Genomic DNA, 14,509 nt, shown 5'->3' with positions numbered 1-14,509 from the left:
CAAAATCAATCGCCAATAGTTCCTCGATACACACAGATACCGATAGCTCTTTTATATATTTTTTAGAGTTTTTCTTAAATTAAGTTTTAAATGGTATAAGGTTGTATCAATAGACACTTTTTCAATTAGTAGGAAAATAGCTAAGGTATATATATGTTCTGATTTTGATAGATAGCTATCGCGATTATATTTCCAATCTTTAAAATCGACCTGCGAAAACTATTGGAAATTGGTGGCAGAATTTGCCATGAATACTCCAGAGCTAAGAAATATAGCTATAATATCCGTTGCAAATTCCCAATTATGCCAACCTCCGGGTGGCTCCTCTGGTTGAGTAGTAGTTAGGTTATGGGTATAAAAATTATCTCCATCAAAATATTTTAATAACTATTTAAAAGTAACAACTTAAAAGGCAGTATCTTCTTTAGATAAGACAGGTTTACTTTTAAAAAGTCTAAACATCTTTAATCCTTTTTAGATTCATAACGCTAAGCTCACGGGCATATATGCAGCGAGAAAATAACAAAGCTGTGCTGCGTATTTGCCCTGGTATAGCATGTGGGGATATACGTGTTAAGCGCAGGGTTATACCTCATAGAAAACTCCAAACAACAGCGATAACCATACCGATGGCCAAAAAGAGCCTGGTCACTTTGGCTTGTTCGGGCTTGCTAAAAACGGGTCTGAGTATATTGCCGAACAGTAACCATATGGAATCTACGACAAGTGCGACCAATATGCACACTAAACCAGTTAGGAAATAACTAATAATGATATTTGTAGCGGGTAATAAGAATTGTGAAAAAATGGCCAAGAATGCTGCATATGCCTTGGGATTAAGAAGGTTAAATATAAAACCATCTCTTATAGTAGGGGCATTTGATTTTTCATTTTGTACAGAAAGAGAAGAGGTTGCAATTTTGTACGCAATATAACAAATGTATGCCCCTCCAATAATTTGGACAAGATTTTTCGCATTTGGAAATGTACTAAAAAGTGTTGCTAGACCTAGAGCGGCTCCTGCTATGGCAATAGCTAGTCCAAGGATAATACCCGTAAGAAAAGGTAATCTATTTTTTATGCCAAATGAGGCGCCACTAGCTGCAAGAGCAATTGGTGCCGGACCTGGTGAGCCAAGCAGTAGCGCTGTCGTTGAGATTAATGCGATCGTTGCTTCTAACAAGTGATAATTCTATTCTGAGAGCTGGGTTATTATGGGGCTTAATGCCGCTATAGTTGGCCTATAGTGTGCGGGTCAATTTGATAATTTTGTTATAAATCAACCAGCCCACGCTTAACTCTATAGTAGGCAAGCTTTTGTCTCTCTGTAAGACTTGGCTTACCGATTATGTAGGCAAGAGCTGCGCTTGGCACCGCCAGTATTAAAAACCAATGACTTAATCCTAAAACGAGCCATGAAGAAATCATTAATACGAAAGTAAGTAAAGCTGGAATACTTTTTACCCAAGGACGGAATGCCTTACCACCACCAAATTTTGCACATACTCCAATAATTATACCCGGTAAAACAAAAAGTATTACTGGTAATTTGCCACCCGTCATCAAGAAGAAAATGGATAAAAACGAAGGTATGACTCCGACAATAGAACTAACAAAGGCCAGAGAAACGCTCTCTTGCTCGACCAACTCTTTGTAATATTCCCTAGCCATTTCTTTTTCTGCTTCATTCACTGTGAATTACCTTTTCTCTCTCATTGATTTACAATGCCTTACTCAGCGGCACTTTAGTTGAAGTGAAGTCTTGTCGTAAAATTGATATGTTATGACTCCTTGAGCTTCTTTAGTATAGCTACTGAATACTCTCTAGTTTTTCGATAAAAGTTTTCTTCCCCGGAAACAGAGCCAAAGCCCGGTGTTGCAAATATACCTGTCATAACTTGGCCATATTCGTAAAAATATATTTTCCCAGATTTAACTAAAATATTCGTGCGAAGATCTCTATCTGGCTCCCAAGTTCCTTTATCGAAGAGAATGGTATGTTCACCAGGCTCCAATTCAACTTCGAAGAACCCTCCGTTCTTGAGACAACCCATTTTTTTCTGATCGATAATTAAATCAGGGCAGCTTCCAGAACCGTAAAATGCAGCTTGGCGGAAAAAATAAGCTATAGCTTTTTCATTTTGAGGCTCAGCAACCTGCTCGAAGGCTGGCCCAGTTGCAGTGCAACCGATTAGCATTGTTATAAAAAAGAATAGAGTGGTTCGTCTCATTGATACTCCTAAGTCATGACATTTACATAAAATTCGACAGCTACCGCATCTAGCCCACGTTTTTGTCGGTGCTTTCTAATGTTCTTGTTATACCTCTATTGTGCGGCCATTCTTAAGCTCTTTTTGGCTTGGAATTTCAAATTTTGTTTCCATGAAATTAAACATGAGATTATTAACTTCGAATGAGTAAACACTAGGGTCTTTTTCAATATTTCTCTTTTCTACCCGTTTTTTACGGACATCTTTGGGTGCATCTAAATAGTGTATTTCAGGTTCAACACTTAAATTTCTAGCCAACTCAAAAAAGTACTGTCTTTGTTTTTTTGTCGTAAAGCCTAAATCTAAAATAACATTTCCATTAAGTGCTAAAATCTGTTCACTTACTTGCCATATTTGTTTGTAGCATCTATTAACTCGTTCCATCATCCAAGAGTAATCAAGTGAAGTCATATCTTCTGAAAATAAAGTCTGCATCCATGGGTCTATTGAGAATCTAATGGCATCAATTTCTTTAGATAGCGATATTGAATAAGTAGTTTTTCCAGCACCGGTAGGGCCACAAACTAAAATTAATCTTGCCATATAGTTTTATACCTCACTGTGCATAATGCTTGCATTTATTCGGGCATTGTATTCGGTTTGCTTTTTGTGCTACTAAGGCACAAAAAGCAAATAATTGAAAATGCGCCTAACAAGATGCATTTGTTATGTTCATTTTGATGTAAGAGCAATTAGCCAGCAAGCCCCATTGAAGGGCAATGGCTGATCATTTGAATAGTGGACTTGAACTATGGCCGATTGTGCTTTAGCTGCTAACGCATGAGATTCTGCGGTGTTATCTCCGAGCGGTATTACTATTTCCAGGCAGTTGTTTTGAAGAGCTTTATCCACCTTAAATGTTGTATATTTTACGGATGCTTTGTCTGTATGAGTGCGAAACCAGTTAATTTTAGCATCGTTTACCATCTGAGTTTCTGAATGTGCGCTTGTACAGAGCAAACATAGCGCAATTATTTTTTTTAACATTAACTATCTCCATATTATAAAGTATAACGGTGTATCAGTCGGAATTTCCGTTTATTCCACTTATGCACAATGGCTTTGTGATGAATGTTATAGATAAGAGTTTAACAGGTTCAAAGCGTTACAACAATTCACTAAACAATCTCCATCTGTAAAAGCAACCTACAGCATTTAAAGAGTCTCTAGTAGATTTTCTATGTACGTGTCAAAAGTTAAAATACTTGTACAAATAGGGTAACTCATTGGACGCGAGATATTGATGTCCATAACGTTGATTATCTAAAATAACGAATATGCAAACTAGGGGAAATACCATGAGGATTACCAAGTAAAATCTCGGACTGGCCGTCAGAATCCAAATCAAAAACCCTGATATTGCCACTATGAATGGTACGCCACATATCGGAATTATTTAGGTATTCTGAGGCTTCAATTAGTACAACAGGCTCATCTTTCTGTTTATAATTGCCATCTAGATAAAACAATACTAGGATGCTATGACGAGCTGTATCAGGCCTACTATTGATCGTGATTGTACCGCCCAAAACTATATCGATGTTGCCATCATTATTGGCATCGCCTGACTTTATGATATTAATTGCTGCAAAGGGTACCCCGTCAATTGTAGCTTCCATGGTATAGGGGATAAAATGATTGATATTGCCCTGCGATAGATGAGTAATTACTCCCCAGTCCCTGCCATTACCGATCACAGTCATAATATCTGGGAAATCATCTCCATTCATATCACCCACAACTTCCGCGCCAGAGGCAACACTAACAGGAGTAAACGTCACCTCAGAAGTTTCCTGTTTGACACTTCCCGGTTGTACAAACACAAAATATTGTTGCGAAGTTGATAGGCCGAGAGCGCTTCTTAAATCACCATTAACATCAGATATTAACGTATGAAATCCCATTACACCATTTTTATCTGTATCCGTATACGGTTGAGTCGTCGAGCCAAATATAGCATTGCTAGTAAGTATAAAGGGTAAGTTTCCTTCTGCATTTGAATGATCGATAATATCTTCGACCATATAGCGTGGGAGTGTTGTTTCATCCGCCTTACCGAAAAGTATAGTTCTAAATTGTCCAGATTTTCCTTCATTTTCACTCAATACTAGATCAGTAACACCGTTGCCATCAAAGTCTCCTATGCGGTGTCCGTAGCGGACAGAAAAATTAGATGTATAGTGGCTTCCAACTAACATGGCCTCATCAACAAACTGTACCTTTTGAACACTTCTGTTTTCATTTAAAAACACAATGACACCATGGCCCTGTGATTTGTTGAGAGGAGAAGTAAATTTTGCAGAGATAAATATTTCATGCACGGAGTTATTGTCAATATCGTCTAAAATTGCAAACGCTCTTGCGAATTCAGATCCGCTATCAATCTCTATACCCAAATCCGCTGGGCTAATTATTAGCTCACCATCTGCTTTAGTGCCTAGTAACGATGTGGGGGCGATATCGTTGGCAACATAAATACTTTGGTAACCTTTAATCTTTGGCGATGCTACTTCCTCCGGTGTGGCAAATATGGAAGAAGTAAAGAATCCTAAAGCGGCCAATATATGATTGAGTTTTTTCATTTAAGTTTCCATAGTTCAATAAGGTGTAGTGCGCATAAATACCACTTAAGAATCTGAGACTTTAAATATTTGTGTAAGGTTCTGTTACTATATCTCAATACTTTTCATTGTGAACTTCCACGAAGAATGCATGTTGTCTGAAAACTCTAAAAAGGCGGTATATGTGAACTCAAATTCGAAGTAAAAAGCGCACCCTCGCGTGAATTTTAGCAAAGCGAAACAACAAAAACCTTGCTCTTATTCAGGTAGAGGTGTGTCATAAAATTTGGCTCTATGTTTTTACCCAGTCTGGGCTATTTGTAGCTGTCTAAAGCAAATGTATTAATTCCCCCCAAAGGTAATAAATCGTCATCAAAATATAGAGCATATTAAGATTAAAAATATTACTCACCCAAATACTTAGCTAAAAACTCATCCATCGCTTTAAAAGTGGCAATGCGGTGATCGTTATTACTAAGGTAATGGTTGCCTTCTTCTAACTCTAAATATTGTACATCTTTATTAGCTTTTTTTAGTGCTCTATGCATGCGGCGGCTGTGTTCTACGCGAACTCTGCGGTCTTTGTTGCCGTGAATGAGAAGGGTGGGGATGGAAATTTTATCGGCGTAGCGCACGGGTGAGCGTTTTTTTAAATCCGACATATTTGAGCCTATTTGCTCTTTTACAATTTCGTAGTTGTCGTAGCGACGACTGGATTTTACTAGGTATGCTACATCGCTTACTCCCGCAAAACTGACGGCACATTGGTATAAGTCAGGTGTTTTTACCGATCCCATTAAAGCAGCATAGCCGCCGTAGCTAGCCCCTACAATGCATATCTTTTTAGGGTCACTATAGCCTTGTTTTATCATCCAACGGGCACCGTCTTCGACATCGTCTTGCATGGCCAGGCCCCAGTTTTGTAATCCGGCTTTCATAAAATTGTGACCGTAGCCCGAAGAGCCGCGAAAGTTCATTTGTAATACGGCGTAACCACGGTTAGCAAAAAATTGTACCCAGTAATCAAAGCCTATACCGTCATAGCTAATAGGGCCTCCGTGAGGGAAAATTACCGTTGGCAATGATGTTGCCTCTTGATTACCTTTTGGTAATGTAAGATAAGCTTCAATTTCAAGACCATCGCGGGCTTTGTAGTTAACCCGCTGCTTTTTAGCGGTATTATTTTCATTTAATTGACTGTATTGTCTTGCCGCTATAGAGAGTGATTTATCTTTGCGATTACCTAGGTAGTAGACGCCGGGATGGGTATCACTGGAGGAAAATAGAATGTATTTTTGCTCATCATGGCTAAAGCTATAAAAATAATTATCTGTATCAGGTAGTGCTTTATTAATACCCCGCTGTAAGGCTTGGTATTTTTTATCCCAAAAAACATAGCCATCCCCTTTATTAACACTTAAACCAATCACCTCACCACTGATCTTAGAATAAATTAAGCTACCATTAATATCGTATTTAGGGTCTGATAGAATTAGCTCTTTGGTTAGCTTAGGGTCTCTAATATCCACTTTAAAAATAGCGTCGCGCCCCTGATGTAAGGCGTTAACATAGAGGTAGTTAGGGTCTTTATCAAAACCGATAGGCCATACTTGATCGGCAGCAAAACTTTCAAATTGCCATAAGGTTTTCCATTTGCTGGTATTAGGCATACTATGCAAAATCTTATACGTTGTGTCCTTAAAGTAGTAAGCTATACGTACCTTATGTTGTTGGTCGGTCATCCAGTTGTAAACATTGGGCTTAGCTCGGTGAACGGATACCATTTTCCGCTTATTTAATGCAACTTTGTACAACGTAGGTGAACCTGGATCAAAGCCATCTAATGCTAGTAAAAAATGTTCGTCATCTTCGGGTAAGAAGTCGATAATATTGTCTTGGAACTGTGGCATTCTAAGGAATTTTTTAACGTAGCGTTTGGGGATAGAATTACGTATTTTATTGGTTTTGATATCAATAATAAGTAGGCGTGTCTCAGTGGTAGGTATGCCTTGGCGGGTATCAGCAAAGGTAGCGCTGGCGAACATTTTGTTATTATTGGCCCAACTAACCCAATTAATAACAAACTCGAGATTGCCTGCCATAATTGGATAGTGTTGCTTGTTGGTTTCTAGATTATAAATACTCAGTGCGGTACCTTGTTTTTCTTTACCTTGTACCCGTACCAGTGAAGCGAAGTGTTTGCCATCTGGGGAGAGTTGTACCTGCTTAACATCGGGTAGACTGGCAAAAGCTTCTACAGGAAGTTTTTCGGCGCCAGTTAGGTTAGCGGTTAAAAAAATAGTAAGAACGATAGAATAAAATGCTAGTTTAGCGGTAATGTGCACTGATCTTCCTTGGACTAGAAACCGAATGAGCGCGCATCATACGCCCATAAAGGTGGGTTAACAATATTTTCAATATAGTAGAAAATACTTCTTATTTAAAATGGGTGTTTGGGTCGAATACAAGAATTGGTAAAAACTTAGACGGGCAAAATAGGGTTAACAAAATAATGGGGTAAATAGGGGGCAAACCAGCGCCCCCTATATAGGTAGGAAGTAAAAAGAGCTATTAGCTTGCTGTTAGTATGGGAGTACTACCACTTTTGGCGTCTGCTCCATCCTCACTTTTTGCCTTGGCTTCACTTTTCGTATTGTCTTCCTGTATATGATTGCTCACTTTATAACAGGCTGCCTTTATTGCTTCTAAGCGGTTTTCGAAAATATGAGATTTATCAACCCCATGCAGAGAATCCAGCCCTGAAAGAACAGTTTTGACTTCGTCATTTAGACCTGACACAAACACAGACTTGCCGGCATCAAAAGCGTCGCTAGTAATAGTTTCTACCGCGCGCGCAGCGGATACATCCATAAATGGCACACGTTTGAAGTCTAGCACTAGCGCAGTCGTACCATGTTTAACTTGCTCTCTTACGCGATGACCCATATCTGCCGCAGCACCAAAACTTAAGGGACCACCAAAATCAAAAATGCGAACTTGCCCATTGGCTTGCTCAAGTAATTCGTGCTCTTCTGGGTTTTCAGTAAGGTCTGGCATATTTTTAATAGCATCCAACTGGTTTTTTGCAACTTGCTTAACATAGGCAAGGGCTGCCAATACAACACCTACTGCCACAGCGGAAATTAAGTCAACGAATACAGTAAGACCTAATACGGTTACCATTAGAGCCAGATCCCAGCGTGGGCCGCGGTGAGCTTTTTTCAAGTAGCTCCAGTCGATAATGTCCAAGCCAACTTTCACTAAAATACCCGCCAGCACAGCGTGAGGAATTTGTGAAGCCAATGGGCTCAAACCTAGGACAATTGCTAGCAACACCAGTGAGTGAACCATACCGGATAAACGATCGCGTCCACCTGAACGAATATTAACTACAGTCCGCATAGTTGCTCCCGCACCCGCGATACCGCCGATAAATCCAGCTACTGTATTACCGACACCTTGGCCAATAAGCTCACGATTACTGTCGTGTTGAGTACGTGTCATATTGTCGGCAACAAGAGATGTTAATAGGCTATCGATAGCGCCGAGTACTGCAAGGATGACTGCTGCTTTGAGTACCACAACAATGGTTGCCTGATCAAAGGTTGGCATTTGAATGCTTGGCAAACCTGTAGGAATATTGCCAAGTATTGGTAGGTTGCCCAGAGCCAGGCCAACCAGCGTACCAATGATTAGTGCAGCGAGTGCTCCAGGCACATATTTACCTAACGCTGGGGGCCACTTATAAGCGATAACCAAAGTACCTACACCCACCATTAAGGTGAAAAAGTTAATATCCATCAACGCTGTCGGCAGATAAGTCAGAGCACCGATGGTACCACTCGGTGGCGCATGGCCAAGCAAACGTCCTAACTGCAGAATGATAATAATAGCGCCGATGCCGCTCATAAAGCCGGAGATAACAGGGTAGGGAACCAAGCGGATATATTGGCCGATCCCTAATAAGCCAAAAGCTATTTGCATAACTCCTGCAAGCATGACGGCGGTGAATACCAAGCCTGCATCTCCTGATAAGCTAGCAAATAAGCCTGCTAGTACAACCACCATGGGGCCAGTGGGGCCAGATATTTGTGACGGTGTGCCACCTAACCAGGCCGCGAAAAAACCTACCGCAATTGCGCCATAAAGTCCTGCCATAGGCCCTAGGCCCGAAGCAACCCCCAGAGCTAAAGCCAGCGGTAAGGCAACAATACCGGCGGTAATACCACCGGTAATGTCGCCGCGAAGATTTGCTAAACTCACTTTAAACATATATTTTCCCCAGGTTTAAACAGTGACCGCAGACTTTTCTAATAAGCTTGTCTGGCATAGTGGATTAGTTGGTATGAAACCGTTTTGGCTCGCAAATACTTTTTGCTGGAGCTTTAACACCCCAGAAACCATATTTTTCATGTAATTCATTACTCCCAAAGCGGCATTTAAGGCTACAAATATAGGGTGTAGCTCGAAATACTCTTATATTTATTAAGTTACAAACTGTTGGCTAATTTTCCGTATACATGATATGAGTTCCATTCTGCATTGATAGTTTTATAGAAAAATATTACATCTCGTGATAGGGTTTTGCTATCAGGAGAGTTGTATGTCAGATAGTTGTTATGGAAGTCAGTCAACGGGAAGCTAAGAGGCAAATTGACGCGAGTAATCCTGTGATACGCTGAGGTGATTTTTAATTGAACAAAAAAAGACCGACTCTAAAACACCTAGAATATTTCGTGGTGACTGCGAGTATATTAAATTTTCGGCGCGCGGCAGAACAGCTGGATATTAGTCAACCTACGTTAACTGCCCAAATCGCCGCGATGGAAGACCTACTGAACTTGCAGCTGTTTGAGCGTTCTCGCTCAGGCACTTGGTTGTCGCCCCAGGGTCGCGCACTCTTGCCAGCAGCAAAGCAATTACTTGATGCCATGGGCCATTTTGAGGAGGCGGCCTTAACCCTTGCAGAAGGCTCAGCTACCACATTTAGACTTGGTGTCCCACCCACGTTGGGACCCTACTTACTTCCACATGTATTACCAGATTTGCATGGCAAATATGAGCGACTTAAATTTTATGTAAGAGAAAAACCCCATTTGGAATTAGTGCAGCAACTCATTGAAGGCGAGTTTGATATTATTTTGGCGCCAACTCCCATGAACTCCCCTGAGCTTGTGGTTGAGAATTTATTTATAGAGCCGCTTAAATTTGTGGTTCCTTCGTCCCATTCCCTTGCTGTCGAAAAGACGGTAAAACCCGAACAAATCACGGGAGAAAATGTTCTTACTTTAGAAGGGCAGCATCATTTTCACAAACAAGTACAAGATATTTGTGAGCAAGTCGGTGCGACAGTACTGCGAGATTATGAGGGCACTAGTTTAGATACTTTGCGGCAAATGATTGTGATGGGCCTGGGTGTGGCCTTTTTGCCAGGTCTTTACGTACATTCGGAGCTACATCGTCCTGAAGCGTTACACGTGAGTGAATTAGAGGGGGTTTCAATAGTGAGGCAACATGCATTAGCCTGGCGAAAATCTTCCGCTAGCCGTACTGTTTTTCGCGAGTTGACAAAGTCAATCCGAACAATTTTGAAAAAACGTTTAGGCAGTGTGGTGAAAGTAAGTTAACTGTTTGATTTAATTGTTTAGAAAAAAGACAAGCAAATAAATAAGTAATTAATAAGGAAAGATAAGTGAAAAGAACGATTATCGCGGCGTATTCTATTTTTTTGTTGATGTTGTCCCAAGCTATTTTTGCTGGTGCGACAAGAGGGCAGGTAAGTAGCTTTTTAGAGGTAGAAAAGATTATCGATAAATGGGGACAGCCAACAAAAACTCTTTTAGTTATGGATAATGATGATACTTTAACGATGATGCCCTGCCCGAACTTGGAAGATTTAGACAATTGTCAATATTTAGGCAGTGCAGCGTGGTTTTCCTGGCAGCGTCAGTTATTAAATACCTCATCACCTTACAAAGTTGCCGATAATATTACACACTTAATTGATATTTCGACTCTCATCTTCGCGATAAGTGATATGGATTACACCGAGTCAACATTGCCATCGATACTTCATGGATTAAAATCAAAAGGTGTGCGCTTGATGGTAGAGACGGCTAGAAGTAATGCTAATGTTGCTGCGACAACAAGACAGTTTAGCCAACTACCAACCGAGACCAAATCAGCTCATAATTTATTGCAATTAATTAAAAGCAATAGCCTACACTTTACTCCTTCGGGTTTAGCGAGTTTGCCCAGCCCCTATATTCCCTGCGATATTCCAGGAGCGCGACCTATTAGTTATCAACAAGGTGTGATGTATGTCGCCGGCCAAAACAAAGGCACCATGTTGGAGTGCATGCTTAATTTATATCAAGCGGATCGCGCTAGTGGCGTGGGGATGGATATTACCCATATTGTTTTTATTGATGATACAAAAAAGAATGTCGATAACGTGTTTGCTACTTTTAAAAACAATAAACAATATACACTCAGAGCTCTGCACTATAACAAACTCGGCGAACATAAAGCCGCGCTAACAAAAGGTATTCACAAAGATAAAATACAAGAAACAACACACAAACATTGGACGATGATTCGTGATGCTTTAAAACAAAATGTGTCTAAGCCTGCTGCAATTTATAATTGATTAACCTCGCGTAGGGTATATTGTTGTGACTGATATTATTATTCCGGTTCTTGACTGCAATGAAGATGGTTTGTCAATATTTACTGAAAGAAGCTACACCTTAGAAGATTTCAATGGCTTGTTTATTTCCGAACGTCAAAACGCGTTGAATTTCAGACATAGAATGAGCCAGCCCGGCTACTGTAGCGACTGGCACGTTGCGGGTGACCCCACACTTATCATCATTAGAAAAGGCACTTTACGTATTGGTTTAAGAGATAATTCTTATCGCGACTTTATGCCAGGAGATATGTTTATCGCACAAGATCGCTTAGAGGCAGGTATCGCTTTTAATCATGACATTCATGGACATACAGCTAAGTTGATGGGTAATGATACTTTGCTAGCGGTACATATTAAACTAGAAAAGCTCTAGTGGTGATAATGTAGACTAAACATCTTTTGATAAAAGATCGAGCTTGTCATAAAGATCTATAGGCAACGATAATTCTTTTAATAGCCCTAGCGCCATCTCTTCGTTTTTACGTCGTAAAGTGACATAGACTTCGGAGACAAAATTAGCCTGGTAAAGTATATGGGCATAAGGGCTTACTTTCATACCTGTGTGAATATTCGTTTGTTCTGCCAGGGCGCTGCAGATATCTTTGGGTAGCTCCCAGTCTTTTGCTATCCAGTAATTCACCGCAGGACCTAAAACCTTCATGATAGGCACAAAGGCATTGTAGCCCGGTTGAGCCTCTTCTTGGTTTTGTTCAAATTGCTTACACAATTCACTAAATATTGTGGTTAAGCCCATATCGTGTACTAAACCCATAATATAAACTTTAAACTTTTCTATACCACGATGTTCAGCGATAATTTCGCAGGCCACTGCACAAGTGAGGCAATGCTGCCACATTTTTTGGCCCGTTTGTGAAAAATACGATGAATCTTTTTGGATAATCGGCTGCATTACTGCTGCCGATAAAACGGTGCGCAAGCCATCGAGACCAAGTTTAACCACGGCTTTTTCAATATCATCTATACGCCTACCAATGGGGTTAAAATAAACACTGTTGGCAAGCTTTAATACGGCAGCACTCATGACAGGGTCTTTATTGATAATCGAGACATAGTGTTTGGCCGAGGAATCTGGATCGCGTAAGCTTTTTAATAACTTGGGAATAACCGAAGGCAGGCGTGGTACGGTTTTTTGACGTACAGCTTTTTTTTGCAGTGTATCTTTTAAAACATTGATTACGAGCTTTTGGGGAACCGTTAGTTTTTGTGACGTCTTTTTGGGGTATAAATAACGAAAGTAGGCTTCTTTGGAGCGGGATATGGAATATATCTCACATTCGCCCACAGTTAATTGCTCACTACTATCTGAGATCTCAGTTTTCTTGGTAAACATGTTGGCCAGCTTCAATGCCATAAGACTCTTTACTCACCGGATCGATAAATCTTCTTATAACAGTGTAGCTATAAATTATTGGCTTGTTCAGATGCTCAAGGAATAATTTATTGTTTTAGTAATAGAAAAGTGTCTAAGGAAAATAAGAGGTCGCTGTGTAAAGCTATTATCGAAGTCAGGTTATTTGGGTGGAAGCTAGGAAGAATAGAGCTACTAACACAAGGGCCTATCAGTAGGCCCTCACATCCCTTGGCTTACACGAAGCCTAAATTGACATTACTGAAGTTGCCGAGATTAGGGAAGATATCGGCGATGTCTGATGCTGATAAACCGTACCAACTGGCTAGAGTTGCGGCATATTGATCGATGGAGGTGGTGGGTATAAGACGACCTCTTCCAGAGTCCTGCGCGCCCCCAATAACCAGTTCAGGCATCTCTCCAAAGATCTTCTTGCCGTCGACTGCGCCACCCATTACCAATTGGTGCCCGCCCCAACCGTGATCACTCCCACTGCCATTACTGCCAAGTGTTCTGCCGAAGTCAGCGGCGGTGAAGGTGGTGATTTGATCTTGCAATCTCATTTCAACGGTTAAATCGTAAAAGTACTTGAGGGCATCACTAAGACTTTTTAACAAGCCTTGCTGGCGAGAAAGTTGGTCACTATGGGTATCCCAGCCACCCACGCCAACGAAGAAGATTTGGCGGTTCATATTAAGCGTTGAACGCGAATCGATCATCTTGGCCACAGTGGAAAGGCTCTGTGCGATTCCGTTCTCAGCAGGAAGTGGCGTAGTAAAGGCGCGGGCACTGGATAAGGCGTCACCGACAAAAGTACTGAGCATCTCAGAGCGCGATTTTACTTTAGCGAATTCATTAGCATAGATATTATCGTAGCTATTTTTCATCATCGCATCAAAGGCTTCGATGCGACGTTGCTCTTGAGCGTTACGGCTAGAGCGATTCAAACCGCCCATGGGCACGATACCAGATGAGGACATGGCATAAGGCGAAGTATTGTCTCCCACTTGGAATAAGTTTCTACCGGACATTGAAATATTCATCGACAAGCGCGAGTTTCTATTGGCATCCACCATGGCATCAGCCATACGCCCGGCCCATCCCCGAGGCTGAGGGACATCTGTTTTGAGACTATGCCAAAAATCCTGCTGGTCGTTGTGAGAAAATAAGCGCGGAGGTAATGGCACTCTGCCGTTTTCGTAATCTGTCTTGCTTGTAGGAGCCACTAGGGCACCCACATTACCTACTACAGACAGGTTACCTTGATTAAATAGGGTGCGTACACCTTCCATACTTGGGTGAAAACCATAGTCATTGCCATCTGAGCCACGAGCCGACGCCCGTAAAATATCTGCGCGTGGAATGGCTAAGCCTTCACGAGCATCTGAATATTGATTGTAGGCAGAATTGCTTGTGGGTATGAGCATGTTGTAGGAATCATTACCGCCAAACAAAAATAGACATACTAGCGCTTTATAATCACCGCTTGTTTGGGCGAATGCGTTCATCATCCCCAGGCTAGATAAACTGGCATAAGCACCGGCCCCTGCAACGCTTTTAGATAGGCAGGATTTCAAAAAATTGCGACGATGTAATTCGAATTTAGACATTGTGATAT

General features: G+C 41.0%; 13 protein-coding genes. 3 read left to right on the top strand and 10 right to left on the bottom strand.

Annotated features, from left to right (window positions below; all coding sequences use genetic code 11):
- Nucleotides 1–592: 592 nt before the first annotated feature.
- The 8 genes from BVC89_RS20175 to BVC89_RS20140 all read right to left on the bottom strand — a co-directional run bounded on the left by BVC89_RS20175 (nucleotide 593) and on the right by BVC89_RS20140 (nucleotide 9,103).
- Nucleotides 593–1,183: a LysE family translocator gene (locus tag BVC89_RS20175; protein WP_086932927.1), complete on the bottom strand. Its 591-nt coding sequence runs from the start codon at nucleotides 1,181–1,183 to the stop codon at nucleotides 593–595.
- An 89-nt stretch (nucleotides 1,184–1,272) separates the two neighbouring features.
- Nucleotides 1,273–1,692, bottom strand: a complete 420-nt coding sequence (locus BVC89_RS20170; RefSeq protein ID WP_086932926.1) for a hypothetical protein — start codon at nucleotides 1,690–1,692, stop codon at nucleotides 1,273–1,275.
- Between the two features lie 89 nt (nucleotides 1,693–1,781).
- Entirely contained in the window at nucleotides 1,782–2,231 is a 450-nt protein-coding gene (locus tag BVC89_RS20165; protein WP_086932925.1) for a DUF2846 domain-containing protein, read from the bottom strand.
- Nucleotides 2,232–2,318: 87 nt separating this feature from the next.
- Entirely contained in the window at nucleotides 2,319–2,813 is a 495-nt protein-coding gene (locus tag BVC89_RS20160) for a P-loop nucleotide/nucleoside kinase family protein (protein WP_086932924.1), read from the bottom strand.
- Nucleotides 2,814–2,942: 129 nt separating this feature from the next.
- Nucleotides 2,943–3,257, bottom strand: coding sequence for a hypothetical protein (locus BVC89_RS20155; protein WP_086932923.1), 315 nt, complete (start codon nucleotides 3,255–3,257; stop codon nucleotides 2,943–2,945).
- 272 nt (nucleotides 3,258–3,529) lie between these two features.
- The gene (locus tag BVC89_RS20150) at nucleotides 3,530–4,852 is read right to left on the bottom strand and encodes a hypothetical protein (RefSeq protein ID WP_086932922.1); all 1,323 of its coding nucleotides are present in this window, start codon (nucleotides 4,850–4,852) and stop codon (nucleotides 3,530–3,532) included.
- A 383-nt stretch (nucleotides 4,853–5,235) separates the two neighbouring features.
- Nucleotides 5,236–7,176, bottom strand: coding sequence for an alpha/beta hydrolase family protein (locus BVC89_RS20145; protein WP_216825018.1), 1,941 nt, complete (start codon nucleotides 7,174–7,176; stop codon nucleotides 5,236–5,238).
- A gap of 226 nt (nucleotides 7,177–7,402) precedes the next feature.
- A complete protein-coding gene (locus BVC89_RS20140) occupies nucleotides 7,403–9,103 on the bottom strand; it encodes a SulP family inorganic anion transporter (protein WP_086932921.1) in 1,701 nt (566 codons plus the stop codon).
- A 422-nt stretch (nucleotides 9,104–9,525) separates the two neighbouring features.
- Between BVC89_RS20140 and BVC89_RS20135 the strand changes: the two genes are divergently transcribed.
- The 3 genes from BVC89_RS20135 to BVC89_RS20125 all read left to right on the top strand — a co-directional run bounded on the left by BVC89_RS20135 (nucleotide 9,526) and on the right by BVC89_RS20125 (nucleotide 11,895).
- Nucleotides 9,526–10,458, top strand: coding sequence for a hydrogen peroxide-inducible genes activator (locus BVC89_RS20135; protein ID WP_086932920.1), 933 nt, complete (start codon nucleotides 9,526–9,528; stop codon nucleotides 10,456–10,458).
- A 65-nt stretch (nucleotides 10,459–10,523) separates the two neighbouring features.
- On the top strand, nucleotides 10,524–11,480 hold the full coding sequence (locus BVC89_RS20130; protein ID WP_086932919.1) for a DUF2608 domain-containing protein: 957 nt from the start codon (nucleotides 10,524–10,526) through the stop codon (nucleotides 11,478–11,480).
- A 25-nt stretch (nucleotides 11,481–11,505) separates the two neighbouring features.
- On the top strand, nucleotides 11,506–11,895 hold the full coding sequence (locus BVC89_RS20125; protein WP_086932918.1) for a cupin domain-containing protein: 390 nt from the start codon (nucleotides 11,506–11,508) through the stop codon (nucleotides 11,893–11,895).
- 15 nt (nucleotides 11,896–11,910) lie between these two features.
- On the opposite strand, the gene BVC89_RS20120 is transcribed toward BVC89_RS20125, so the two are convergent.
- Together BVC89_RS20120 and BVC89_RS20115 are read right to left on the bottom strand one after the other, a co-directional pair.
- Nucleotides 11,911–12,894, bottom strand: coding sequence for an HDOD domain-containing protein (locus BVC89_RS20120; protein ID WP_086932917.1), 984 nt, complete (start codon nucleotides 12,892–12,894; stop codon nucleotides 11,911–11,913).
- Between the two features lie 233 nt (nucleotides 12,895–13,127).
- The gene (locus tag BVC89_RS20115; RefSeq protein WP_086932916.1) at nucleotides 13,128–14,501 is read right to left on the bottom strand and encodes a DUF1501 domain-containing protein; all 1,374 of its coding nucleotides are present in this window, start codon (nucleotides 14,499–14,501) and stop codon (nucleotides 13,128–13,130) included.
- Nucleotides 14,502–14,509: the final 8 nt, after the last annotated feature.

Origin of the sequence: Agarilytica rhodophyticola (assembly GCF_002157225.2) — a bacterium.
Taxonomy (GTDB): domain Bacteria; phylum Pseudomonadota; class Gammaproteobacteria; order Pseudomonadales; family Cellvibrionaceae; genus Agarilytica; species Agarilytica rhodophyticola.
The sequence above is the reverse complement of the archived record's forward strand: the minus strand, read 5'-3'. Positions and strand labels throughout refer to the sequence as shown.